Origin of the sequence: Shewanella putrefaciens (assembly GCF_016406325.1) — a bacterium.
Taxonomy (GTDB): Bacteria; Pseudomonadota; Gammaproteobacteria; order Enterobacterales; family Shewanellaceae; genus Shewanella; species Shewanella putrefaciens.
This window is the reverse complement of record NZ_CP066370.1, coordinates 227172-252057: the sequence shown is the minus strand read 5'-3', so window position 1 is coordinate 252057 and position 24886 is coordinate 227172. Positions and strand designations below refer to the sequence as shown.

The following is a 24886-nucleotide window of genomic DNA, read 5'->3' as shown; positions in this document are numbered from 1 at the left end:
AGTTGCAGCTTGCACCAAATCGGTGCATCATGTTGATGCAACCCTATTTATAGGAACGGTCAATGGATAAAGAGACTCTGCTCAATCATTTAGTTACCGCTGTACTGGTTATAGATAAGGATCTCAAGCCTTGCTATGCAAATGCTGCAGCAGAACAACTACTGGGCGTTGGTAGCCATAGGCTTATAGAACAAGCTTTGCCAGCACACTATCAAATTCTCGGTATTGATACACAATTATTAAGTAGCGCAGTCAAAGCTAGCCAAGGATTAACGGTTAATACCGCAACCTTAGTCACCTTAGATGGTCAACATCACACTGTCGATCTTACCCTAGTACCACTCGAAGATGAGGCAGAGTTAAGTCTGCTCGAACTACGCCAAGTCGACCAGCAAAGACGTATCCACCAGCAACTGAGTCAAGATGCACAGCAACAAGCGGCGCAGTTTTTGGTACGTAACTTAGCCCACGAGATCAAAAACCCCTTAGGCGGCCTTCGTGGGGCGGCGCAGCTGTTATCGCGGGAACTTGACGATCCGGCACAAAAGGAATTTACCACGCTTATTATTGAACAAGCAGATCGTCTGCGTAACTTAGTTGACCGCTTACTCGGCCCCCAAAGGCCGACACAGCACAGCCTGCACAACATCCATAAAGTCGTGCAGAAGGTTTATAAGTTAGTTGAAATGGCGTTGCCCGCTAACATCCAACTCAAACGGGATTACGATCCATCCATTCCCGATATTGAGATGGATCCCGATCAAATGCAGCAAGCTGTGCTCAACATTTTGCAAAACGCAGTGCAAGCACTTGAACATACAGGTGGCGAAATTTTGATCCGCACTCGCACCCAGCATCAAGTCACCATAGGTTCACAGCGTCACAAGCTAGTGTTAACCCTATCGATTATCGACAACGGCCCCGGTATACCGCCTGAGCTAATGGACACATTATTTTATCCCATGGTGACAAGTCGCGAGCAAGGTTCAGGTTTAGGCCTCTCGATTGCCCATAATATTGCTCGTTTACACTCGGGCAGAATCGATTGTCTCTCCAGTGCAGGACATACCGAATTTACCATTTCGTTACCCATTTTAAATGCCAAATAATTTCACAGTACCTACCCATACCGTATGAGGAAGCAAGATGCGAATTAGTGAACAAGTGTGGATCCTCGACGATGATAGCTCGATACGTTGGGTGCTAGAAAAAGCACTTCAAGGGGCCAAACTCAGCACCGCCAGTTTTGCGGCGGCAGAATCCCTGTGGCAAGCCTTAGAAATATCCCAGCCTCGCGTAATAGTGTCGGATATTCGTATGCCGGGCACCGATGGGCTCAGCCTACTCGAACGGTTGCAAATCCATTACCCGCATATTCCCGTGATCATTATGACCGCACACTCTGATTTAGACAGCGCTGTAAGCGCCTATCAAGCAGGGGCTTTTGAGTATTTACCTAAACCCTTCGACATTGATGAAGCCATTTCCCTCGTCGAACGCGCCCTTACCCATGCCACTGAGCAAAGTCCTGCCCCAGTGCAAGAAACACAGGTAAAAACCCCTGAAATCATTGGTGAAGCACCTGCAATGCAAGAAGTGTTTCGCGCTATTGGCAGGTTATCTCGCTCGTCTATAAGTGTACTGATCAATGGTCAATCGGGTACGGGTAAAGAGTTGGTTGCTGGCGCATTACACAAGCACAGCCCGCGTAAAGATAAGCCGTTTATCGCGCTGAACATGGCTGCGATCCCTAAGGATTTGATCGAATCTGAGCTATTCGGCCACGAAAAAGGTGCCTTCACTGGCGCAGCCAATGTCCGCCAAGGTCGGTTCGAACAAGCTAACGGCGGTACCCTCTTTTTAGATGAAATCGGCGACATGCCGTTAGACGTGCAAACACGGTTACTCAGAGTGCTCGCCGATGGCCAATTCTACCGCGTCGGTGGTCATAACGCAGTGCAAGTCGATGTGCGTATTATTGCTGCAACACACCAAGATCTTGAGTTATTGGTACAAAAAGGTGGCTTTAGGGAAGACTTATTTCATCGACTCAATGTGATCCGCGTACACTTACCCCCACTATCACAACGGCGCGAGGATATTCCACAACTTGCGACTCATTTTCTTGCTTCTGCCGCCAAGGAAATCGGTGTTGAACCAAAAATCCTCACCAAAGAAACTGCAGCTAAACTTTCACAACTCCCTTGGCCAGGTAACGTACGACAACTTGAAAATACCTGTCGTTGGTTAACAGTAATGGCTTCAGGACAGGAAATTTTGCCACAGGATTTACCGCCTGAGTTACTTAAGGATCCCGTGAGCATCACTCACGCGACTAAAGTTGGCCAAGACTGGCAATCGGCGCTAACCGAGTGGATAGACCAAAAACTCTCTGAAGGAAATAGCGATTTATTAACCGAAGTACAACCGGCCTTCGAACGCATATTACTCGAAACAGCGCTGCGTCATACCCAAGGTCATAAACAAGAGGCGGCGAAACGTTTAGGCTGGGGGCGAAATACCCTAACGCGTAAATTAAAAGAACTGTCGATGGATTAATGGAGTGTTGATTTATAGCACTCTTCATATTTATCAGTGAAAAGCGATGAATACTCAGGACGGGACACATATTAAATAAAAAGGGATATTTCAATATCCCTTTTTCTATTTAATCTTATCGCCACTAAAATAGTAGCCGAAACAGATTTAGAATTGGTAATGAACACCAACGGCAAATTGCTTAATATCTGTGTCCATATCTTTAATGCCAACATAGCTATGGTCGGCATCTAAATCGCCCGTGGTAACATCATAACTGACTCTGATATTTAAGTGTTCGGTGACGGCTGCATTAATACCTGCACCATAGGTCCAACCAAAGCCGGTGAAATCTTCATCAAATCCAAAACCATCTACATTTACTGCCATAGAAGCGATACCCACTTTCGCATAGACAGAGAAAATGTCGTTGATTTGTGCTGTAAATTTGGGCGTAAAGCTTAGTGCTCCAGCACTCATATCCACATTTCTATCACCCAGATCACCAGTGGCAAACAGGTTGGCTTCTAATCCAAACCACTCATTAAAGTTATAACCACCATACACACCAAAACCCGTACCCGACTCAGAGTCCCCTAAGGCATCAAGTGTCACTCGATTAACAGCACCACCAACATAAAAACCCGTCTTATCTGTTTCGGCTGAAACTTGCGTCGCCACTAATGTTGATAATAGAGAGATAATAACAATTGATAACTTTTTCATCATAATTCCCATAATGATTTAACGAAGGTATTGAACGGCGTGGATATTACAATAAGCAATTTAGAAGTGTCATGGTTTAAATTATCAAAAGACAAACCATACAGGATTGATTCAGCTTGAGTAAAAAATAACGTTATTTTCTTTGCCACTAATCCAATCTGTGACTTTGCTTTTGCATCCATGCCATCATTTGCTCCTATTTTACGTTTCACTCTTCAAGTTTCACCGGATCTTGGTGAATAATGACCTCAGCATCCTCAAATGCAGCCTTGACTCGCAAGCCTGTGGTATCGGCGATACTGTGGGCTTCATTTAAACTTAAATTGCCATCGAGTTCTAAATGAAATTGAATAAAAACAGTTTTGCCTGCTTGACGAGTTCGTAAATCATGTAGCCCTTGCACCCGAGGATCTTCCTTCGCAATCTGCTTGATTTGCTGACGTGTTTCTTCGTCTAATTCTCGATCTAACAGTGCTTGAATTGAACGATAACCTAATCCAAAGGCTTGATGACCAATATAAAATGCAATCAGGACGGCAAATAAACCATCGGCCCACCACCAGCCATATTGGGATAACACTAATGCTAATAACACAGCGGCATTGAGGAATAAGTCGGACTTGTAGTGTAATGAATCTGCTTCCACCACTGTGCTATTAGTTGCGGCAAGCGCCCGTTTTTGCAACATGACCAGCGCCAATGTCAACGCTATAGCAACTACAGAAACCACAACCCCTAGGGTGGCATACTCCACTGGTGCAGGAGTAATAAGGCGTTCTCCGCCATAAAACAGCAACAAAAAGGCTGAACCCATAATAAAGGCTGACTGCGCAAGGGACGCTAAGGGCTCTGCTTTTCCATGACCATATCTGTGATCCTGATCGGCAGGAACGATTGCGTAACGAATAGCAATAAAATTAACAATAGAAGCAAGTGCATCAGCAAAGGAATCCGTCAAGGAAGCCAACATACTGGCAGAGCCTGAATATAACCAAGCTAAGAGTTTGATAATAATAAGGGTCAAAGCGGTAGCCACAGAGGCGCGGCTAGCCAATTTGACCCAAAAATCGTATTGGGAAGTTTGAGTCATAAAGGTCTATATCGGGAAGCGATGACCCTATTGTATATCAGCTTAGACACTTAACCGCGAGGTTCTTTACCAGCTTGTGCTTCAAATCGTGCTTTAAACTTCGCTTGTTGCTCTGGCGTCAGTAGATTATAAATTTGATTCTGAATCTTCATACGTTCAATTGCTTGCGCTTGGCGTTTATCTTGCCGAGCATTGAGTAAAGCTTTAGCTTGAGTTTCATCGAAGGTGGCTGCGGTGATAACTGCTTGCATCTCATTACGATGTGCTAACAACTCTTCTTTCGTTGGACGTTCATCTGAACGAGACGCTTTTTGCTCTGCAAAAAGTTTTTTAATATCCGCCTTTTGAGCATCTGTTAAATCAAGTCCTTCAAACATTTTATGCATACCGCCATGTTCCATTCTGTTGCCTTTTTTATGGAACTCACCCCTTGAATGATCACAGCCTTGGGTTGGCTCTGCACTGACCGTCGTCGCGAATACGGTTGAACTCGCTAAAATAGCAAATAAACCTGCTTTCAAAGGAGATAATGTTTTCATCATGTTAACCTCAATGTTTAGATAGATAAGACACAGTGACGACCCTTTTTCAAGCCGAATCACTTTCGACCATCACAGTCTATAGCGCTATACGTAAGCGAGGGCGTTGTCTGAGTAAATCACTGTAAAGTTGCGGCAATAACTCTATTCTTTACTTTGGCTTACATTGCTACACAGCAATTGACATCAAAACGGGTATACTCAGCCAAAGTACAACATTGCCAGTGATAAAAGCACATAAAGCCATATCACAAAGATTAAGGAACATTATGAGTCGGATATTATTGATCGATGACGATCTCGGTTTATCGGAATTACTCGGGCAGTTGCTTGAACTGGAAGGCTTTACCTTAACGTTAGCCTACGATGGTAAGAAAGGATTAGATCTTGCCCTCACAACCGATTTTGATCTGATTTTACTCGATGTCATGTTACCTAAATTAAATGGTTTTGAAGTGCTTCGAGCCCTGCGCCAACATAAACAAACTCCTGTATTGATGCTAACAGCCCGTGGCGATGAAATAGACCGCGTTGTGGGTCTTGAAATTGGCGCTGATGACTACCTGCCAAAACCCTTTAATGACCGAGAGTTAATCGCCCGTATTCGTGCAATTATCCGCCGTGCCCATTTAACCGCCCAAGAAATTCATGCGGCGCCAGCCCAAGAGTTTGGCGATTTGCGTTTAGACCCTTCACGCCAAGAAGCCTACTGTAATGAACAACTGATTATTCTTACGGGAACAGAGTTCACGCTATTGCATACCCTAGCATTACACGCTGGTGAGTTAATGAATAAAGAAGAGCTAAATGAAATTGTGCTTGGCAAAAAACTTATGCCCTTCGATCGCAGTTTAGATATGCACCTGTCCAATTTACGGAAAAAGCTCCCCGAGCGTAGCGATGGCAGACCGAGGGTAAAAACCATCCGAGGTAAAGGTTATATCTGGCTACCATAAGGGCGGAATATATTGTGCCTAATCGTTTATTTATCAAATTATTGCTCGGATTCTGGCTCTGTAGCTCACTGATCATTGCTTTGGTCGGCCTGTTGCCATTACTACAACAAAAGCACGATAGAGCACCGATTCCACCTCATCTTGAAAATGCGTTATCCAATATTGCGATACGATTCCAAGAAAATCCTTCCCTGTTCGAGTCTGACTTTTTACGTCGATGGGAAAGACAAAGAAATATGGAAGGAAAACCGCTCCGTATTTATCTCGCGAACAGCGAAGGGCAAGTGATTAATACCCAAAAAATTAGCCGTGGTGTTCGTAGCTTTATGCTGATGACAGATGAAGATAAACGACCCATTAGCCATCAATTTAAAGATGAATTGGTATTTGGCCCTTACCACTTCAATGTTAATGGTGAAACCTACTCATTATACGGCCGCTTGCCGGATCATCATCCACGGCCTTGGTTCTTCTTTTTTGTCGAAAACAAACTGTTAACCTTAAGTCTAGCAATTCTACTTTCGGGGTTACTCTGTGGTTTACTCGCGTGGCATTTAGGTAAAGCGCTAAATTCCCTTAAAAAAAGTGCTAATGCTCTCGCTGAGGGCGATTTAAGTAACCGTGTTGATAAAGCCACAACTAAGCGTAATGATGAAATAGGCCAACTCGCCAGTGCCTTTAATAGCATGGCGGATTCTATTGAAACTATGGTTAAAAATCAGCAAAGGTTAATGGGAGATATCTCCCACGAATTACGCACCCCATTGACACGTTTACAATTATCTTTGGCACTTGCGCGCAAAAAAGGCCAGCAAACCACAGAAACTGACCGCATAGGTTATGAGGCCGAACAACTTGAAAAACTTATCGCGGAATTGCTAGAGCTCTCACGAGTCAAACTCAACACCAACGAAACCAAAGTGCGCTTAGGCCTAGCCGAATCCTTAAGCCAAGTACTAGACGATGCGGAATTTGAGGCCGATCAACAGGATAAAAAAATCACTATCGATATAGATGAAGATATTGAATTAACACACTTTCCAAAATCGCTTTCCCGCGCCATCGAAAACCTGCTGCGTAACGCGATTCGTTATGCCAAAAACGATATCTATATACACGCCAACGCCACGGCTGATGAAGTCTATATCACCATTAAAGATGATGGGCCGGGCATTGATGCCTCTGAGCTTGATGCTATTTTTAAGCCTTTCTACCGTCCCGATTCGGCAAGACAGAGAGAAAGTGGTGGTTGGGGTTTAGGACTTGCCATTACCGAAGCTGCCATTACTGCCCATAAAGGAAAAATTAAGGCGAAGAATAGAGTACCACATGGGCTTGAAGTCAATATTACCCTACCCGTTTAAACCTTAAATCAATCGACATGGGATTAAAGCTTACCCTTATGGCTAAGCTTTAATTCCCATCTGTTTCAACTTACGATACAAGGCATTACGGCTGATCCCTAAGCGTTTAGCGCATTGGCTCACATTGCCATTACAGGCTTGGTATGCCTGCAGGACATTGCTATAAATCGCCTCATTTAGGGAATCCGATTGAACCTTTGTGACATTCGGCTCCACAACGAACTTACCACTTGGCAGGGGTGATGCAGAACGTTGACGGCTTACCTCTTTAAATTCATCACATAAAGATGCAGCTTGTAACAGGTCTCCTTTTAACGGCTCGCATGTGAGTTTGGCCGCCAGATAATCGGGTAAATGTTGCCAATTGAGGATGTTGTCTCCTTCTGCCATCAAGCAAGCGACTTGCATGAGGTTATCCAGCTCACGCAAATTCCCCGGCCAGTCGTATTGCATCATTTTCCCTAACAGTTCTGGGCAGATATCCTGCGCGGCGATACGATGTTTACGATGCAATTTATGGATAATACGCTCGATATCCTGCCGCTCACGCAGCGCAGGTAAACGTACTTGCAGACCATTCAATCGATAGAATAAATCCTGCCGAAACAGCCCCTGCGCTACTTGTTGCTCTAAATCCATATGGGTCGCGGCAATGATTTGGATATCGACTTTAAAACTTTGATTACTGCCAACGGGCACCACTTCGCGCTCTTGCAATACTCTGAGTAAACGACTCTGGGCCGCCAGCGGCATTTCACCGATCTCATCTAAAAATAAAAAGCCGCCGTGGGCTTGGCGAATTTTACCGATAAATCCAGTGCGGTTTGCCCCAGTAAAAGCGCCTGCCTGATAACCAAAAAGTTCAGATTCGACTAATTCAGCGGGCAATGCGGCGCAGTTCACTGCCACTAAAGGCCCGATGCGACGCGCACTCTGAGCATGGAGCTTTTTAACAAATTGCTCTTTACCCACCCCAGTCTCACCGAGCACTAACAGCGGAATTTGTTTGGTGATCACCTTATTGGCATGTTGCCAAGCGCGTTCTAATAGAGGATCGCGAAACCGAACCCCCAATTGAGTGAGCGATTTATTGCTAATCGCAACTCGACCCTTAGCGCTGGGAATATTTAGGGATTGAGTCTGTAAATGCAAAGCTAAATGTTGATTAAAGCCACCCGCACGGCTCCAATTATCGCCTAAGTACTGTTCGACGGTATCGCCCACCTTGGCATGATTAAGCAATTGTTTCGCCATGGGATTACAACCCACGATGCGGCCATCGCTATCGGCAATCACTATACCCTGCCAACCCGAATTGAGCAGATTGGGCTGCGCCGCTAAATCGATTCGATAATGGCTATCGGGCAGATGGCACAAAAGCGCGGTCTCGACCTGCTGTGCCAAACTGGACACTAACATCAGCGTCTGCTGGGTGTGCCTTTGCTGCTCGCTGGTGATATCAATCACCCCGAGCATCTCACCTTGGGGGGAAAATATCGGGCAAGCAGTGCAACTCATAAAACGATTCTGGCGAATAAAATGTTGCTCACCCACCACAGATACTGCTTGTTTGGCGGTAAGTGCCGTCCCTATCGCATTGGTGCCCTTGTGCTGCTCAAGCCAATTCACCCCGATATCCAAAGCCACGTCTGCCAGTTTTGTAGAGTAACGGCTCACGCCCCAATGCCTAAGCACATAACCCTCGGCATCGGAGAGCAAGAGTCGGCTATTAGAATGCGCCATCAACTGATTGAATAAAGGCAAGGCATAGGATTGCACTAATGCGATGAGCATTTGATATTGCTCATGTTTCTGCTTTAGTTCGCAGGCATCGAGCCTGAGCTCCTGGGGTAACTGAAATTCTGACAAGCCAGCGCCAATGCTGCGCTGCCACGAATCGGCCAACCACGCCTGTGTCGATGGTAAATGCGGTTTAACTGTCATAACCGTGCTCCCCCGAGCTATGTTCCGTTTCGGCACAATTGCTGTGTGCCACTCAATGACAAAGTAACCACAGGACACACTCCTATCCCTGAGTGCCCATACTTATTCAAATCTGCAAAATTAGCTTTTCATCATACTGTTAGCGCAACAAGTGTACAACTCCTGCCAGTTTGGCACTCTCCTTGCGATATCCATTTGTATGCAACGCTAAAGTGTTACGTAAGAGAACACTAAGCCAATCAACAAGAAGGAATGATTCTATGATTTATGCTCAACCCGGAACCGCAGGCGCAATCGTTAACTTCAAAGAAAAATATGCCAACTTTATCGGTGGTAAATGGATCGCCCCAGTCAATGGTAAATACTTCGACAATCGCTCCCCCGTGAATGGCCAAAACTTTTGCCAAATCCCACGCTCCGATGCCCAAGATATTGAATTAGCCTTAGATGCCGCTCACGCAGCGAAAGAAGCATGGGGTAAAACCTCAGTTACCGAACGCTCAAACCTGTTACTGCGCATTGCCGATCGGGTCGAACAAAATCTCGAATATTTAGCCGTAGCCGAAACCTGGGAAAACGGTAAAGCGGTGCGTGAAACCTTAAACGCCGACTTGCCCTTATTCGTCGATCACTTCCGCTACTTTGCGGGTTGTATCCGCGCACAGGAAGGCAGCGCTGCCGATATCGACGGCAACACAGTCAGCTATCACTTCCCAGAGCCTTTAGGCGTGGTCGGCCAGATCATTCCTTGGAACTTTCCACTCTTAATGGCCGCATGGAAAATCGCCCCTGCGCTAGCGGCGGGTAACTGTGTGGTACTCAAACCTGCGGAGCAAACGCCGGTATCGATTCTGGTCTTGCTCGAGCTAATTGAAGACCTATTACCCGCGGGTATTCTTAACGTAGTCAACGGCTTTGGTGCCGAAGCTGGACAAGCACTGGCCACCAGCAAACGCATCGCTAAGCTTGCGTTTACGGGCTCCACCGAAATTGGCTATCACATCTTAAAATGCGCCGCCGAATCCTTAATTCCATCGACCGTTGAGCTTGGCGGCAAGTCGCCTAACGTGTTTTTTGCCGATGTGATGGACCATGAAGACGAATATTTAAATAAGGCCGTCGAAGGCATGTTGCTGGCCTTCTTCAACCAAGGAGAAGTCTGTACGTGCCCATCTCGGGTGCTAGTCCAAGAATCGATTTTTGATCGCTTTATCGAAAAAGTGCTCGCCCGTGCGCAAACCATTAAGCAAGGCGATCCCTTAGATACCGACACTCAAGTGGGCGCTCAAGCCTCTAAAGAACAGTTCGATAAGATCTTAAGTTACTTAGCCATAGGTAAGGCTGAAGGTGCAGAAGTGCTATTGGGAGGCACACTTTGCCAACTCGATGGCGGCCAAAGTGAAGGTTATTACATCAGCCCAACCATTATGAAAGGCCACAATAAGATGCGTATCTTCCAAGAGGAGATCTTCGGCCCCGTCATTTCGGTCACCACCTTTAAAGATGAAGCCGAAGCCTTAGCGATCGCGAACGATACTGAGTACGGCCTAGGCGCTGGCGTGTGGACGCGGGACATGAACACGGCTCAACGTATGGGACGTGGCATTCAAGCGGGCCGCGTGTGGATTAACTGTTACCACGCCTATCCTGCCCATGCCGCCTTTGGTGGTTACAAAAAATCCGGCATCGGCCGCGAAACCCATAAGATGATGCTCAACCATTATCAAAATACCAAGAATCTCTTGGTGAGTTACGATGTGAATCCTTTAGGTTTCTTCTAAAGGGCTTTTTCTAGGAGATCTTGTCTACACGTTTTATGAATGGCTTTATATCAGTCAGTTATCTGCAATAAGTCATAACACAGAAAGGGCGATTCGCCCTTTCTTGTTTCTGTCACACAATATTAATAAATCAAATGCTGACACCAAAAATACTTACAGAAACATACCGCCTGAAGCTTCGATACGCTGGGCATTAATCCAAGCGGCCGCTGGCGATAGCAAGGCACTAATTGCGCCACCGATATCGTCAGGCAAGCCCACACGCCCCAACGCAGTTTGCTGTGCTAAAAACTGATTCATCTGCGCATTATCCCGCACTGCACCGCCGCCAAAATCCGTTTCAATCGCCCCTGGGGCAAGCACATTGACGCGAATTCCTCGTGGGCCTAACTCCTTCGCCCAATACTTAGTCATAGTCTCGACCGCGCCTTTCATGGTGGCATACGCACCAAATCCGGGAATCGCAAAGCGCGTCAAGCCGGTGGAAATATTCATAATGCTTCCCCCATCCATCAGCTGCGGCAGTAAGCTTTGTGTCAAAAAGAACGGCCCTTTGACGTGGATATTCATCAAGGTATCGAACTGTTCGATACTGGTTTCCGCCATAGGCACATGAATCCCGATACCAGCATTGTTAATCAAATAGTTAAACGACTCCCGCTGCCAAGTTTGGGCTAATACTGTGCTAACTTGGGTGGCAAACTCAGCAAATGAGCCGCTATCACTCACATCCAGCGGCAGCGCAACGGCTTTGCGGCCAAGCCACTCTATCTCGGCGACCACTTCAGCGGCCGCAGCGGCATTCGTTTGGTAGGTCAAGATAATATCTATCCCCTGCGCCGCTAATTTGAGGGCAGTATTTTTACCTAAACCGCGGCTGGCGCCAGTGATGAGTGCAATTGGAGTCGTGTTCATGGTCAGTCCTTATAATTGTCGCTTGGAAGTGAAACCTAAGCCTTGTAGGCCTAATTAACTGAACACAGCTTATTACTTGCAATTAACGAGATAAACACACTATAAATGCTAAGACTGTTAGCCAATAAAGGACAATCGCCGTGCAAGATAGATTGCAAGCCATGCAAATTTTTATGCGAGTCGCTGAATTACAAAGCTTTACCCAAGCTAGCGTCAGCTTAGGCCTATCGAAAACCCATGTATCGAATGTGGTGGCGCAGTTCGAAACATTTTTGGGTGCGCGCCTGCTGCAACGCACCACGCGAACGGTACGGCTAACCCAAGATGGCCAGAGTTGTTACGAGCGTTGCAAAAGTTTATTGGCGGAATTTCAAGAATTAGAAAGCCTGTTCCAACTGCAAGCCAAGCAAGTGTCTGGGCGGCTCAGAGTCGATATGTCTACAGGCATTGCCCGTAACTTAGTGCTACCTAAACTCCCTGAATTTATTGAGCAATACCCGCACATCGAGCTTGAACTCAGCAGCACAGATCGTAAGGTGGATGTCATTGCCGAAGGGTTCGATTGTGTTATTCGCATCGGCAGTGTGCAGCAAGAAGGACTGATAGCGAAAAGGCTCGGGCATTTTAAGATGCTGAACTGTGTCAGCCCATCCTATATAGCCAAATACGGTAAACCCGAAAGCCTTGAAGATCTGACCTTATACAATCACAAACTCGTCCACTATGTCAGCCAGTTAGGGGGCACTGACTCAGGCTTTGAATATCAAGATCCCCACACTCATCAAGCGGATCTCACCATCCAATTGCCTAAGTTGATTACGGTGAATAATGCCGATGCCTATAGTTCAGCCTGTTTAGCTGGACTGGGGATAATCCAAGTTCCCAGCATAGGGGGGGCTAAGTATTTACAAACCGGAGAATTAATCGAAATTCTGCCAGATTATCCAGCACCGCCTATGCCAGTGAGCTTAATCTATCCCCACAGGCGGCACTTATCTAAGCGCCTGCAAGTCTTTATGGCATGGTTAAATCAGCAGATGACGCCGTTTTTAGTCCAGCATTAAAGGGACTTTCCGATTGCCCCTAAACGCTGAGCTAATTCAGCAAGAGAGGAGGCTGTTTGTGGATCGCTTTGGGGATCGACAACTTCAACCAGTTTAAGTTTTGGCTGAAAAGATAACCAAGAACTGCCCGTTGTCATCACTAAATCCAGCACAAACTGACCGTAATAGTGCAACCTCAGTCGGTTATCCGCCATGGGCCAATGGGCATAAAGCAGAAAAGAATCGTACATTTGCGCCAAAGAGGTTGTCGCAATGAGCTTAAACCCTTCATCAAGCAGACTAAACTCGGTCGATTCTTCGAAGGGACAATCAAAAGAAGTGATGACCAAATACCCCGAGGTTTTATTGGGTAAAACGCAGCGATATTGACCTTCAATCACTAAGCCAGCAATAAAGGTATGAGTAGGTTGGCCATTGAAATACAAAGGTATTTTCAATGGATTAGGCTCAAGTCCATCAGTACGTGCTATTAGCAGTGAAAACCCCGTTATCGGCTGCATCCCTTACCCCACTTAGCTCGCCTACCTATCCGCGAAAACACACGTCACGCGACTCTTGCGGATTCAAATCACTAGGACTGACGGCTTTTCCAATAACAGCCCAGTAAGATCAAATAGCCGACAAAATACGCCACGAGATCGAGTGGATCAAAATGGCTACCTATCACTATCCGCGCCAATCGATTTCCACCCAAGCCCAGCTTATCGACTAAACCCCAATACTGACCAAACTCGATAGCAAAGGCAAACAGCAATACCGCAAACGCCAGCCAAGGAGTTTGAAAAAAGCGTTTAATACCCTCGCCTGTGTTTTGTGCTAGGGGCTTTTCTACTGGGCTGGCAACCGGAACGACAGCCTGCACCATGCAAAACAGTAAGATCACCACCAATACATCGCCCACAAAACCACGGATAAAACCCGCAGGTGCATACAAAGCAATTAAGACTTCAGTCAAAAATAATAAAACGGCATAAATACAAAAGGATTTACGACTCGGATTACGGCTGATAAAAGCGCGAATAACGGCGGTAGACATAAATAAGTTAATCCCTTCACTCGGTTGAGATGGCAGAATTTACCTTAATACCAATAGGTTAACAAGGACACTTGAGTTGACATTTAAGACTCGCCACACGAGCAAGCGCACCACTCACCCCCATCAATTCGATAAATGTTCGCCCCTCAAAATTTAAGCGAGGTTTAAGTTTGGGTTAAGTAGCCTACACCTAAACCCACTTAGGAGCGTCACACCATGTCATCAAACACACTGCAAACCATCAAAGTCTGGGACCTGTTGATCCGCATATTCCATTGGTCACTCGTCGGTTTTTTTGCCTTAGCCTACCTCACTGAAGGCGAAGACGAATGGATGACCATCCACAGTTACGCAGGTTACAGCATCTTAATTTTACTGGTGTTTCGCCTGCTCTGGGGCGTGATGGGTACCCACAATGCGCGCTTTAGCAACTTTATCACTCGCCCTAAAGAAGTGCTGGTGTACCTCAAAGGGCTCATCACGGGCAAAGCCAAAGACTACATAGGCCATAACCCCGCTGGGGCAATGATGATAGTGGCCTTGATTGCCAGCATAGCCATCACGGGATTCTCGGGCATGGCGCTGTACGCCACCGACGGACACGGCCCATTAGCTACGAGCTTTTTCGCCACTTGGCCCGAAGGCGCCATAAAAGAAGTCCATGAATTCTTTGCCAACTTCACCGTGTTCCTTGTGGTCATCCACGTTGGCGGCGTCATCGTCAGCAGCCTATTGCACAAAGAAAACTTAGTCAGAGCCATGGTCACTGGCAGGAAACAACGCCCTGCGGAACAAAAAGATTAATCCATTAGCCATTTTGCTTAGCAATAAGACATCCAGCCCAAAAGGAATGCTCTATGAACAGATTAACCAGACATACGAATAAAAGTCGCCTTGCCATTGTCGCGATTTCCACCTTGCTGCTGACTAGCCTTAGCGCCGCCAACAGTAAAGTGCAAAGCCTGCCACTTAGCGCCGAGCGTATTGGCACGCAGCTGCAAAGCTATCAAGCCCAAGGCGCTGGACCTTTTACCGCCGCCGCAGGACAAAAGCTTTGGCTACAGGACATGGACGGTCGCAGCTGCGCCAGTTGCCATACCGCCAAAGTCACCGACATGGGGATGCACCAAAATACCCGTAAACCCATTGACCCTATGGCGCCGTCGATTACCGCAGATCGGTTAACCGACTCAGCCAAAATCGAGAAATGGTTTACCCGTAACTGTAACTGGACCTTTAAACGCGACTGCACGCCACAGGAAAAAGGCGATGCTTTACTCTGGTTAAGCCTGCAATAACCGCCAAATTTCGACTTTATAACTCATTCAATGAGATCAATTAATTTCAATACCTTCCACAGAAGGTAACGACACAAAAAGGAAGATGTCATGACTCAACAAGCACACCCTATTAGCTGGCTCCTCGGTTCATCACTCACAGCTGCGGCATTGGCCATTGGCGTTATCGGTGTCAGCCTAACCTTAACTGGCACAGGCTATGCGGACGATGGCCGCGAGCTCACCCGCGCCATTCCACAGAATGCGGAATACACGGCAGAATGTGGTAGCTGCCACATGGCCTATCCAGCCAATTTACTCCCCGCCGACAAGTGGCGCGCCATTACCGCAGATCTTGAGAACCACTTTGGTGACAACGCCAGCCTAGATCCTCAAGTCACTGCTAGAATTGAGGAATATCTGGTTCAACATGCGGCGCAAAATGGTAAGGTGATGAAAAACAGCACGCCGCTGCTCGTAGGGTCTGGGCCGCAGAAGATCACAGAACAGGCATATTTTATTGGCAAACACGATGAGATCCCAAAACGTATGGTGCAAGATAATCCCAAAGTCGGCTCATTCAGTCAATGCAGCAATTGTCACAACCTCGCAGAGAAGGGCATATTCGATGAAGATACCGTTAATATTCCTGGCTTTGGCCGTTGGGATGATTAGCAGTCCAAGCACTGATGCCCACGACGATGATCTTTCAAGCAAAGTGGTCGAGTGGGTTAAGGAGGGCAAAGTTTTACCCTTCGACACCATAATGCAACGTTACGAATCACGCCTGCAGGGGCGGCTGCTGGACTTAGAAGTCGAGCAGAAACATGGTCGTATCATCTACGAGCTCGAGATCCTCCGTGACGATGGCATAGTGTATGAAATCAAAATTGACGCCAAAACCGGCGAGTGGCTAAAGGAAAAGGTCGACTGATGCGTTTGCTATTGATTGAAGATGATACCGATCTGGTCGCGCGCCTGATTCCCGCCCTTAACAAGGCGGGTTATACCGTCGAGCACGCCGATAACGGTATTGATGGCGCCTTTTTAGGCGAAGAAGAAAACTTCGAAGCCGTGATCCTCGATCTCGGTTTACCCGGCAAACCCGGTTTACAAGTCCTCGGCCAATGGCGACAAAAAGGCTTGGCTATGCCAGTGCTGATCCTCACCGCACGTGATGCGTGGCACGAGCGGGTCGATGGCCTCAAGGCGGGTGCCGATGATTACCTCGGCAAGCCTTTTCACATTGAAGAACTACTCGCAAGGCTCGAAGTGTTGATCCGCCGCCACTTTGGCCGTGCCGACAATGTGTTGCAGCATGCAGGCGTCTCCCTCGATGTCGACAAACAAGCCGTCACTAATGTTGATGGTGAAGTGATAGAACTGACTAAGATTGAATATCGTCTGCTGCATTACTTAATGGTCAATCCCAGCAAGATCGTCTCTAAGTCAGAGCTCAGTGAACGCATTTACGAAGAAGATCAAATCAAAGACAGCAATGTCATCGAAGTGTACGTCAACCGCCTGCGCCAACGCTTAGGCAAGGATTATATCGAAACCCGCCGCGGCCAAGGTTATCGACTCAAGGAGTAAAGGCGTGTATTCACTCAAGGGTTATCTGACGCGCAATCTGCTGATCACGCTCACCTTTGCCATGGTGCTGTTATTGTATTTTCTATACCAAGGCATCCAAATATTAACCCAAGACTTTGTCGCTTCGCGTCTACAACACGATGCCGACAGCCTGATCTCCGCCCTGAATCATAATCCCGATGGCACATGGGCGCTCACCACAGACCGCTTGCCCAATGTGTACCACAGGGTTAATTCTGGGCATTATTTTGCGATTCAAATCGGCGAGCAAACTCTGCGTTCACGCTCCCTATTCGACCATAACGTGAACATGCCTAAACTGACCGCTGGTGAGCAACACCAAGCCACTGAGTTTGTCAGCAAAGAGCATTGGCTGATGTTCAGTCAGGCCGTTATCAAAGATGATCAATTAGTTACCCTGTGGGTGACAGAAGATATTAGCTCGCTTGAACAAACCCAAGTGCAGTTTTTAGCCTTTGCCAGCGCAGCCGTGTTACTCACGATTGTCATTCTATTAATAGCACAGTATCAATTACTTAAACGCGGTTTTAAACCCTTAGAGCAGATGCCAGAAGCTATCCGGCAGATGCGCACCCAAGGGCAAGAAATCAATCCTGACCAAGTGCCAAGCGAGATAGTCCCACTGATCGAAGAGATAGATCGTTTAGTCAATCAATTGGGCCAAAGAGTACAACGCTCCCGTAATGCCTTGGGTAACTTAGCCCACGAAATGAAACGTCCGTTACAAGGGCTGCAGTCCTACCTAGAAAGCCTTCCACTAGAACAGCGGAGTGAGGGCAGCAAGGTGCTCGCAAACCTGCACCACATCATTGAGAGAGAGCTTAAGCGCACTAAGATAGTCGGCCTGTCTACTCCGGGGCGTTATACCGTACTCGATGACGATCTCGCGCCGCTGATTCAAGTGATGCAGCGCATCTACCCAGACCGTATTATTCACAGCCATTACGCGAGCGGCTTAGTGATGCCGTTTGACCGGGATGACTTACTCGAACTCTTAGGCAACTTGCTGGATAATGCCTGCAAGCATAGCCGCAAGAACATTGAGATCCATATCAGTCAGCAAAACGTGCCAGCTACTGGCTATGGGATAGAAGTGAGTGATGATGGCGAAGGCGTCTCCGATGCCGCGCTGTCCGTTATCATTGAGCGCGGCATTCGGCTAGATGAAAGCATCCAAGGCCATGGCTTAGGATTGTCTATCTGCAAAGATATCGTCGACAGTTATCAGGGCGAACTCAGCTTTAGCCACGCGAAACAAGGTGGACTCAAAGCCAGCGTATTTCTACCGCTCCCGAGTTAAGCGGTGTACTCACTCGGCCTATGACCACTGAGTTCATGCGAGCCAATAGAGGGTATAATTTGCCCATTCACCCCCTATTCCCAATCAACCTAGAGATTTATATGAAAGTTATCGACCTAAAATCTGCCCCGCAACACATTCCACAATTGGCGGAATGGCATCATCAAGCATGGGCACATTTGAGTTCTGCGGATGCTTCAGTCACTACGTTGATTGAGGAAATGAACGAGTATTTAACTGACGCAGCTATGCCTAAGATGTTTATCTGCGAACAGGCAAATCAAGTAATGGGATCATCTTCATTAATCGTCGCAGATATGGACAGTCGAACTGACTTAAGCCCTTGGCTTGCCAATGTGTATGTGAATGCAAACCATCGAAATAAAGGATTAGGTAAGTTGCTCGTCAATGCCGTCATTGAGCATGCTAGAGCGATTGGTTTACAGAAAATCTATTTATTTACTGCAGATAAAGCCGATTTCTATCAAGCACTCGGCTGGTCAATGATTTCACAGGAAAATTATAAGGGCGAGATGGTTACGATAATGGAATATCAATTAATGTCCCAAGGAGATAGCAGCACTAATTAGAATATGCCGCCAGTTTTTGCTGGCTCGGCAATTTCCAGTTGTTTTGTTTTTGTGATAACAATTTAAGTTAATAAGGATAAATAAGTTACAAAAGCGCACTTAGTTTCAATATCGCCTACCCCCAGTTTTAGGATTTTTGCCGTTGTTATACTCACCTCGAAAATAAATCAGACGACAGATCCACTCAAGAAACATCATTTATTGATTGAGTTTTGATGATTCCGAGATACGAGTAAAAACGCGACCCTACCTATACCGTCCGTTTTGAACAGATAAACATCATTCCTACTGGAGGGATAATTTTGAAAACCATAACCACAGATGTGGCGGTCATCGGCGCTGGTGGCGCGGGTCTTCGCGCAGCAATTGCTGCAGCAGAGGCGAATCCAAAGCTAAGTATCGCTCTCATTTCCAAAGTATATCCAATGCGCTCACATACCGTGGCTGCCGAAGGCGGTTCGGCTGCGGTAATTAAAGATGAAGACAGTCTGGATAACCATTTCAATGATACGGTTGCCGGTGGCGACTGGCTATGTGAACAAGACGTTGTCGAGTATTTCGTCGAGAATGCACTACGTGAAATGACCCAGTTAGAACTATGGGGTTGTCCGTGGAGCCGAAAACCTAACGGTGAAATTAACGTGCGCCGCTTTGGTGGAATGAAGATTGAGCGAACTTGGTTTGCGGCCGATAAAACGGGTTTTCACATGCTACACACCCTTTTTCAAACATCAATGAAGTACAGCAATATCGTGCGCTATGACGAATTCTTCGTGCTGGATCTCATCGTTGTCGATAATGAAGTGCAAGGTGTTATCGCCCTGTGTATTGCTGAAGGCGAGCTCGTTTGCTTTAAAGCCAAATCGGTGATCCTAGCAACAGGTGGCGGTGGCCGTGTCTACCACTTCAACACCAATGGCGGCATAGTCACAGGTGATGGAATGGCGATTGCCTATCGTCATGGCGTGCCACTGCGTGATATGGAGTTTGTGCAATATCACCCAACGGGTTTACCCGGTACGGGGATTTTGATGACGGAAGGATGTCGCGGTGAAGGCGGTATCATGGTCAATAAAGATGGTTACCGTTATCTGCAGGATTATGGTCTAGGGCCAGAAACCCCCGTTGGTCAACCACAAAACAAATACATGGAATTAGGCCCTCGCGATAAGGTTTCTCAAGCATTTTGGCATGAGCAACGTAAGGGAAATACCATCAAACATCCTCTGGGAGATGTAGTTCACTTAGATTTACGCCACTTAGGTGAAGACTACCTCAAAGAGCGCTTACCTTTTATCTGTGAACTAGCAAAGGCCTATGTCAACGTAGACCCCGCGAAAGAACCCATTCCTATTCGCCCTACTGCCCATTACACCATGGGAGGTCTTGAAACCGATCCTCAAACTGAAACCCAAATTAAAGGCTTGTTTGCCGTTGGTGAATGTTCTTCAGTTGGCTTACACGGTGCTAACCGCCTTGGTTCTAACTCGCTAGCAGAGCTTGTTGTGTTTGGCCGATTAGCTGGTGAAACCGCGGCTAAGCGCGCCGCAGAATTTCAAGGATGGAACTACGATGCGATTAATGAACAAGCCGCAGCCGTTGAGGCCCGTCTCGATGCGCTATTAGCTCAGAAAGGTACAGAGAACTGGTCTGATGTACGTACTGAAATGTGTAAGAGCATGGAATCTGGTTGTGGCATCTACCGCGATGAAGCAGGTATGCAAGCAACGATAGATAAGCTCGCTGAGCTGCGCTTACGTTATAAAAACATCCAAATCACCGATAAAGGCAAAGTATTTAATACTGATTTGCTTTATGCCATTGAAGTCGGCTTTAGCTTAGATGTTGCCGAGGCCATGGCACACTCCGCAATTCAGCGCCGAGAATCACGCGGCGCCCATCAACGGCTCGACGAAGGCTGTAACTCGCGTAATGACAAGGATTATCTAAAACACTCCCTTGCACTCTATAACCCTAATTCTGTGCCAACCATCAAGTACAGCGAGGTGAAGATTACTAAGTCTCAACCTCAAGCTCGCCTGTATGGTGATGCCGCAAAACAGCAGGAGAAAGTCTAATGACAGAGCATAATATTCAGACGGTTAATATCCTTCGATATGATCCAGAAAGGGACAATGAACCCTTCTTGGAGACGTTCAAAGTCCCTGCGGATAACACAACCTCCATACAAGATGCATTAACTTACATTAAAGATCATATGGATAAATCTTTATCCTATCGCTGGTCTTGTCGCATGGCGATTTGTGGCTCCTGTGGCGTAATGGTTAACAAAGTGCCTAAATTGGCCTGTAAAACCTTTTTACGCGACTACCCAGAAGGTATCACGCTTGAGCCACTCGCTAACTTCGCCATTGAGAAAGATCTGGTGGTCGACAAAGCCCCCTTCCTTGAACGATTAGAAGCAATGAAACCTTATATCATTGGTAACGATCGCAAACCCGAAGATGGACCAAATCGACAAACGCCAGCACAAATGGCGAAATACAAGCAGTTTGCAGGCTGTATCAACTGTGGTTTGTGCTATGCAGCTTGTCCGCAATTTGGTTTGAACCCAGAATTTATCGGCCCAGCGGCCATTACACTGGCCCACAGATATAACTTAGATAGTCGCGATCTGGGCAAAGTCGAACGGATGAAGCTTATCAACGGTAAAGACGGTGCTTGGGGTTGTACCTTCGTTGGATATTGTTCAAAGGTATGTCCAAAGCATGTCGATCCTGCGGCGGCCGTAAACCAGAGCAAGGTCGAGTCAGCTAAAGACTTTCTCATTAATATGATAACGACAAAGGAGGCATAAGATGCAAAACCGCAAACCCTATGTTCGTCCTATGCAGAGAACCTGGTGGTCCGAGAATAACTTCTTCAGTTGGTATATGGTGCGAGAATTAACCATAGTACCGCTGATCCTATTCACACTTAATCTTTGCGCGGGTTTATTTGCGCTGGTCTCAAGCTGTGATGCTTGGAATAACTGGCTCTATTTTTCATCTCACCCTGTCATGTTACTTATCAATGTATTGGCATTGATCGGAGCACTTTATCATGCAAAGACATTTTTTGGCATGATGCCGCAGGTGATGCCAATTAAGCTGGGTGAAAAAGTCGTGCCAACGGGTGTCATCGTTACGGTTCAATGGCTACTGTTAGTGCTAGTGTCACTCGTGGCGATTGCTTGTATTTAGTAGGAGTACATTATGATCAATTATTCACCAAAACGCTCTGATGAACCCATTTGGTGGGGCCTGTTTGGCGCGGGGGCGTTTGGTTTGCCATGATTACACCGGTAACCGTACTTCTGATGGGGATCCTGTTGCCCTTACATGGATTTGGAGTAGTGGATATCGGCTACGACAAAGTTTATGCATTTGTCAGTCACCCAATTGGTGGTGCGTTTACCGTGCTCTCTTTATCACTCCCTATGTGGCATGCCATGCACCGAGTTCATCACGGTTTACATGACTTACAAATCCATTTAGGTACCGTTGGCAAATACGCTTGCTACTTAGCCGCGGCATTGGTAACAGTACTGGCTACCGTTTGGGTGATACAACTAAGTTAACGATATCGTTAAGTTGATAATTTAAGAGGTATGATAGGCAGAATTTTTCTGCCTATTTCTGTTAACTAAACAGCCCCAAAATGAGATTTTCCGCATTTCGGGGTTGTTTCGTTGTTTAAAAATCCTAATCACAGGCAATAGCTAAGATATTATTGATGTAAACACTCACCCACAGGATGGTCTATGCTTTCCACCAATAAGCGATTTGACTTAGTCAAACCGATGAAATTCAAGAAACATTTGATTACCAGTATTTTTATGGCAATGGTGTTGATCTTGACTATTATGGTGGCAGCCACTTTTCATCTCCTCAAATCCACCCATGATGAGAGCCTTAAGCAGCGAGGATTAGAGTTAGCCAGTATTCTTGCATTGGATCCCGTGGTCATTGACGCTGTTGAACGCGCCAATGTTACACCTGAAGTATCTATCCGATCGTATATTGAAAACCTGCGCGCTCAGACTAGTGTCTCTTTTATTGTCGTGGTCAATAAAGAGGGAATACGCTTAAGCCATCCAGAAGAATCAAAACTACACCATCCCTTTGTGGGAGATGATCTCAAACCCGTATTAAGTGAAGGCATTAAAGTCAGTACCTTTGCCGAAGGTTCGCTTGGCCCTGCCATTCGCAGTTTTTCCCCCGTCATGAGTAACGGTAAAGTCATTGGTGCAGTCGCTGTGGGCATTCTGACCAAAGAAGTCAGCCTGCTTTTTCTTCAAAGCCACGCCAATCTGCTTTTTGTCGTTATCTTAGTTTTAACGATTGCTGTATTGCTAATTATCGTAGTGTTATCAAAATTAAAACGTACCATGCAATACCTTGAACCAGAATTAGTGATGAAGCGATTGATGGAACATGATCGTATTTTCAATGCTATCCATGATCCCATTATTTCAGTCAGCAATGATTTTACGATCTCGGCCATCAATGATATCGCGACTCAAGTTTTACCTATGGGTAGCATGAGTAAGCAAGACTATATCGGACAGCCATTGGCACATTTTTCGGCGGCGCTAAGTCAAATAACCAAAGCGAGCCATAGAGAAGCCTCCTCCGAAAGGCTTCGCTTAGGAAAGCTTGATTACCGAGTATGTATATATCCATGGCAAATAAACCAAGAACAACATGGTTATGTGATTATTTTCCTCGCGGATATGGAACTTAACGACCTAAGAAAAGAATTACTTCATTATAAAAACTATTCTGAACAGTTACGGAGTAAAACCCACGAGTATTCAAACAAACTCAATGTATTATCTGGCATGCTACAGTTAAAGCATTATGATGAAGTCATAGAGTTTATTGACCGTGAGAGTAAGGGCCATCAACGTATTATCGGTAATATTGTACGCTCCATTCATAACAGTTTAGTGGCCTCTATCTTGCTGGCAAAATATAACAAAGCAACAGAAACCAACGTAAAATATGTATTAGATGAGGACAATAACCTTCTTAATTACAGTAAGTCAGTCTCTGAAAAGTTAGCCACCATACTGGGGAATCTTATCGACAATGCGATTGTTGCAGCTTGGAATAATCGCAGTAATGTGCCACCAGAAGTGCAGGTTTATGTCAGTGATCGTAGTCAGCATATTATTTTAGAAGTGCAAGATAGTGGTTCGGGCGTAATACCAGAGATAGCCGATACCATTTTTGACTTTGGGGTTACCAGTAAAACCGATCAGGAACAATCTGGAATAGGCTTATATCTGGTTAACGAACTTGTAAAACAGTTTAGTGGTAGCCTCGATTGGGAACGCACCGAGGATAACACCACTTTATTCTCCATTTACATTGAGAAGAGCGAAGTAAAACGCTATGAGGCAGAAAGTCACCACCATGATTATTGAGGATGATCCCAAGGCCAGTTATGCCTTGGAATCCATCATTCACCAACATCCAGATTTTGAAGTCGTTGTCGTCAGTGAAACCTATCAAGATGCTCTGATGCACTATGACCTCTATAAACCCCAGCTGGTTTTTGTGGACATCACCCTACCCGATGGCAGTGGCATAAATGTCATCAAACAACTGCGCAGTCAAGGCGCTAATTGTTATTTTATTATGACTACCGCTGAGCGCGAGGCCACAACCGTTGAGCAAGTCGTTCAACTCGGTGTGAGTGATTACCTTGTAAAACCACTGCGCATGTCGAGGGTTCGCCAAGCTCTTGATGATTACAAGCTGTATCGACAAAAATTGGCATGCCATGAAACCATGGACCAATGTGTGATTGACCATATCCTAGGCAAGCGCACAAATCTCCCTATGCGGCGAACACCAAAAGGAATCGATGCCAATACTCTCGATACGCTAAAAGATATCTTAAGAAAAGAACAACTCACTGAATTTTCTGGGGATGATATTAGTGATCGTATGAATGTTAGTCGCATCACTATCCGCCGCTATCTGGAATATCTTGAATCAGAGGGGGTGATAAAAATGGTATTGAACTATAAAACGGGTGGACGCCCCAGTAGAGTCTATCAATTGATTGATGTGGATTTGCTTGGCTAATAAAAAACGGTAACCAACAGATGTTTGTCTGTTGGTTACCGTTAGTATTGCTTC

The 24886-nt window shown here is 46.2% G+C and carries 25 protein-coding genes and 1 pseudogene; 19 read left to right on the top strand and 7 right to left on the bottom strand.

Translation table 11 applies throughout. The features are described 5' to 3' along the window. Window positions 1–62 precede the first annotated feature (62 nt). Together glnL and glnG are read left to right on the top strand one after the other, a co-directional pair. The gene (gene glnL / locus JEZ96_RS01195) at window positions 63–1109 is read left to right on the top strand and encodes a nitrogen regulation protein NR(II) (RefSeq protein WP_011787621.1); all 1047 of its coding nucleotides are present in this window, start codon (window positions 63–65) and stop codon (window positions 1107–1109) included. A gap of 37 nt (window positions 1110–1146) precedes the next feature. Then, window positions 1147–2559: a nitrogen regulation protein NR(I) gene (gene glnG / locus JEZ96_RS01190; RefSeq protein ID WP_011787620.1), complete on the top strand. Its 1413-nt coding sequence runs from the start codon at window positions 1147–1149 to the stop codon at window positions 2557–2559. Window positions 2560–2706: 147 nt separating this feature from the next. Here glnG and JEZ96_RS01185 read toward each other — a convergent pair whose 3' ends face one another. From JEZ96_RS01185 to JEZ96_RS01175, 3 genes are all read right to left on the bottom strand, one after another. Then, window positions 2707–3264 (bottom strand): porin family protein, encoded by a 558-nt coding sequence (locus JEZ96_RS01185; RefSeq protein ID WP_025008012.1) that lies wholly within the window; start codon window positions 3262–3264, stop codon window positions 2707–2709. 208 nt (window positions 3265–3472) lie between these two features. Beyond that, complete coding sequence (gene fieF, locus JEZ96_RS01180) at window positions 3473–4354, bottom strand: cation efflux pump FieF (RefSeq protein WP_011787618.1); 882 nt, start codon at window positions 4352–4354, stop codon at window positions 3473–3475. 50 nt (window positions 4355–4404) lie between these two features. Next, window positions 4405–4893: a Spy/CpxP family protein refolding chaperone gene (locus JEZ96_RS01175; protein WP_025008010.1), complete on the bottom strand. Its 489-nt coding sequence runs from the start codon at window positions 4891–4893 to the stop codon at window positions 4405–4407. 269 nt (window positions 4894–5162) lie between these two features. Here JEZ96_RS01175 and JEZ96_RS01170 point away from each other — a divergent pair, with 269 nt between their 5' ends. Both JEZ96_RS01170 and JEZ96_RS01165 read left to right on the top strand, forming a co-directional pair. Continuing rightward, window positions 5163–5849 (top strand): response regulator, encoded by a 687-nt coding sequence (locus tag JEZ96_RS01170; protein ID WP_011787616.1) that lies wholly within the window; start codon window positions 5163–5165, stop codon window positions 5847–5849. Between the two features lie 14 nt (window positions 5850–5863). Continuing rightward, a complete protein-coding gene (locus tag JEZ96_RS01165; RefSeq protein ID WP_014609613.1) occupies window positions 5864–7213 on the top strand; it encodes an ATP-binding protein in 1350 nt (449 codons plus the stop codon). Window positions 7214–7255: 42 nt separating this feature from the next. On the opposite strand, the gene JEZ96_RS01160 is transcribed toward JEZ96_RS01165, so the two are convergent. Beyond that, window positions 7256–9157 (bottom strand): sigma-54-dependent Fis family transcriptional regulator, encoded by a 1902-nt coding sequence (locus tag JEZ96_RS01160; RefSeq protein WP_198779842.1) that lies wholly within the window; start codon window positions 9155–9157, stop codon window positions 7256–7258. 260 nt (window positions 9158–9417) lie between these two features. Here JEZ96_RS01160 and exaC point away from each other — a divergent pair, with 260 nt between their 5' ends. After that, window positions 9418–10938: an acetaldehyde dehydrogenase ExaC gene (exaC, locus tag JEZ96_RS01155; RefSeq protein ID WP_011787613.1), complete on the top strand. Its 1521-nt coding sequence runs from the start codon at window positions 9418–9420 to the stop codon at window positions 10936–10938. 153 nt (window positions 10939–11091) lie between these two features. On the opposite strand, the gene JEZ96_RS01150 is transcribed toward exaC, so the two are convergent. Continuing rightward, on the bottom strand, window positions 11092–11853 hold the full coding sequence (locus JEZ96_RS01150) for an SDR family NAD(P)-dependent oxidoreductase (RefSeq protein WP_025008008.1): 762 nt from the start codon (window positions 11851–11853) through the stop codon (window positions 11092–11094). A gap of 140 nt (window positions 11854–11993) precedes the next feature. On the opposite strand from JEZ96_RS01150, the gene JEZ96_RS01145 reads away from it, so the two are divergent. Further along, entirely contained in the window at window positions 11994–12917 is a 924-nt protein-coding gene (locus JEZ96_RS01145; RefSeq protein WP_025008007.1) for a LysR family transcriptional regulator, read from the top strand. Here the strand turns inward: JEZ96_RS01145 and JEZ96_RS01140 are convergent. Further along, window positions 12914–13417: a hypothetical protein gene (locus JEZ96_RS01140; RefSeq protein ID WP_025008006.1), complete on the bottom strand. Its 504-nt coding sequence runs from the start codon at window positions 13415–13417 to the stop codon at window positions 12914–12916. The two genes, JEZ96_RS01145 and JEZ96_RS01140, sit on opposite strands and share 4 nt — an antisense overlap. A 71-nt stretch (window positions 13418–13488) precedes the next feature. Beyond that, entirely contained in the window at window positions 13489–13953 is a 465-nt protein-coding gene (locus JEZ96_RS01135; RefSeq protein WP_014609610.1) for a ribosomal maturation YjgA family protein, read from the bottom strand. 216 nt (window positions 13954–14169) lie between these two features. Between JEZ96_RS01135 and JEZ96_RS01130 the strand changes: the two genes are divergently transcribed. The 13 genes and pseudogenes from JEZ96_RS01130 to JEZ96_RS01070 all read left to right on the top strand — a co-directional run bounded on the left by JEZ96_RS01130 (window position 14170) and on the right by JEZ96_RS01070 (window position 24832). Next, the gene (locus JEZ96_RS01130; protein ID WP_014609609.1) at window positions 14170–14757 is read left to right on the top strand and encodes a cytochrome b/b6 domain-containing protein; all 588 of its coding nucleotides are present in this window, start codon (window positions 14170–14172) and stop codon (window positions 14755–14757) included. Window positions 14758–14810: 53 nt separating this feature from the next. Then, window positions 14811–15251: a DUF1924 domain-containing protein gene (locus JEZ96_RS01125; protein ID WP_025008005.1), complete on the top strand. Its 441-nt coding sequence runs from the start codon at window positions 14811–14813 to the stop codon at window positions 15249–15251. Between the two features lie 90 nt (window positions 15252–15341). Next, on the top strand, window positions 15342–15905 hold the full coding sequence (locus JEZ96_RS01120) for a diheme cytochrome c (protein ID WP_061782981.1): 564 nt from the start codon (window positions 15342–15344) through the stop codon (window positions 15903–15905). Continuing rightward, entirely contained in the window at window positions 15898–16164 is a 267-nt protein-coding gene (locus tag JEZ96_RS01115) for a PepSY domain-containing protein (RefSeq protein WP_011787607.1), read from the top strand. The genes JEZ96_RS01120 and JEZ96_RS01115 overlap by 8 nt, the downstream gene beginning before the upstream one ends. Further along, the gene (locus JEZ96_RS01110) at window positions 16164–16823 is read left to right on the top strand and encodes a winged helix-turn-helix domain-containing protein (RefSeq protein ID WP_006079718.1); all 660 of its coding nucleotides are present in this window, start codon (window positions 16164–16166) and stop codon (window positions 16821–16823) included. The genes JEZ96_RS01115 and JEZ96_RS01110 overlap by 1 nt, the downstream gene beginning before the upstream one ends. A gap of 4 nt (window positions 16824–16827) precedes the next feature. Next, complete coding sequence (locus JEZ96_RS01105; RefSeq protein ID WP_011918470.1) at window positions 16828–18144, top strand: sensor histidine kinase; 1317 nt, start codon at window positions 16828–16830, stop codon at window positions 18142–18144. A 101-nt stretch (window positions 18145–18245) separates the two neighbouring features. Then, window positions 18246–18734 carry a GNAT family N-acetyltransferase gene (locus JEZ96_RS01100; protein ID WP_025008004.1) on the top strand — a complete coding sequence of 163 codons (489 nt, stop codon included), beginning with the start codon at window positions 18246–18248 and terminating at the stop codon, window positions 18732–18734. Window positions 18735–19036: 302 nt separating this feature from the next. Then, window positions 19037–20812 carry a fumarate reductase (quinol) flavoprotein subunit gene (gene frdA, locus JEZ96_RS01095; RefSeq protein ID WP_011787603.1) on the top strand — a complete coding sequence of 592 codons (1776 nt, stop codon included), beginning with the start codon at window positions 19037–19039 and terminating at the stop codon, window positions 20810–20812. Further along, entirely contained in the window at window positions 20812–21552 is a 741-nt protein-coding gene (locus tag JEZ96_RS01090) for a succinate dehydrogenase/fumarate reductase iron-sulfur subunit (RefSeq protein ID WP_011787602.1), read from the top strand. The genes frdA and JEZ96_RS01090 overlap by 1 nt, the downstream gene beginning before the upstream one ends. Window position 21553: 1 nt before the next feature. Further along, window positions 21554–21937, top strand: a complete 384-nt coding sequence (frdC, locus tag JEZ96_RS01085) for a fumarate reductase subunit FrdC (protein ID WP_025008003.1) — start codon at window positions 21554–21556, stop codon at window positions 21935–21937. Between the two features lie 12 nt (window positions 21938–21949). After that, a pseudogene (gene frdD, locus JEZ96_RS01080) lies at window positions 21950–22314 on the top strand (fumarate reductase subunit FrdD). A 183-nt stretch (window positions 22315–22497) separates the two neighbouring features. After that, a complete protein-coding gene (locus tag JEZ96_RS01075) occupies window positions 22498–24165 on the top strand; it encodes an ATP-binding protein (RefSeq protein ID WP_128090199.1) in 1668 nt (555 codons plus the stop codon). Then, on the top strand, window positions 24134–24832 hold the full coding sequence (locus tag JEZ96_RS01070) for a response regulator (RefSeq protein ID WP_014609600.1): 699 nt from the start codon (window positions 24134–24136) through the stop codon (window positions 24830–24832). Before JEZ96_RS01075 ends, JEZ96_RS01070 begins: the two co-directional genes overlap by 32 nt. The last annotated feature ends 54 nt before the right edge of the window (window positions 24833–24886 follow it).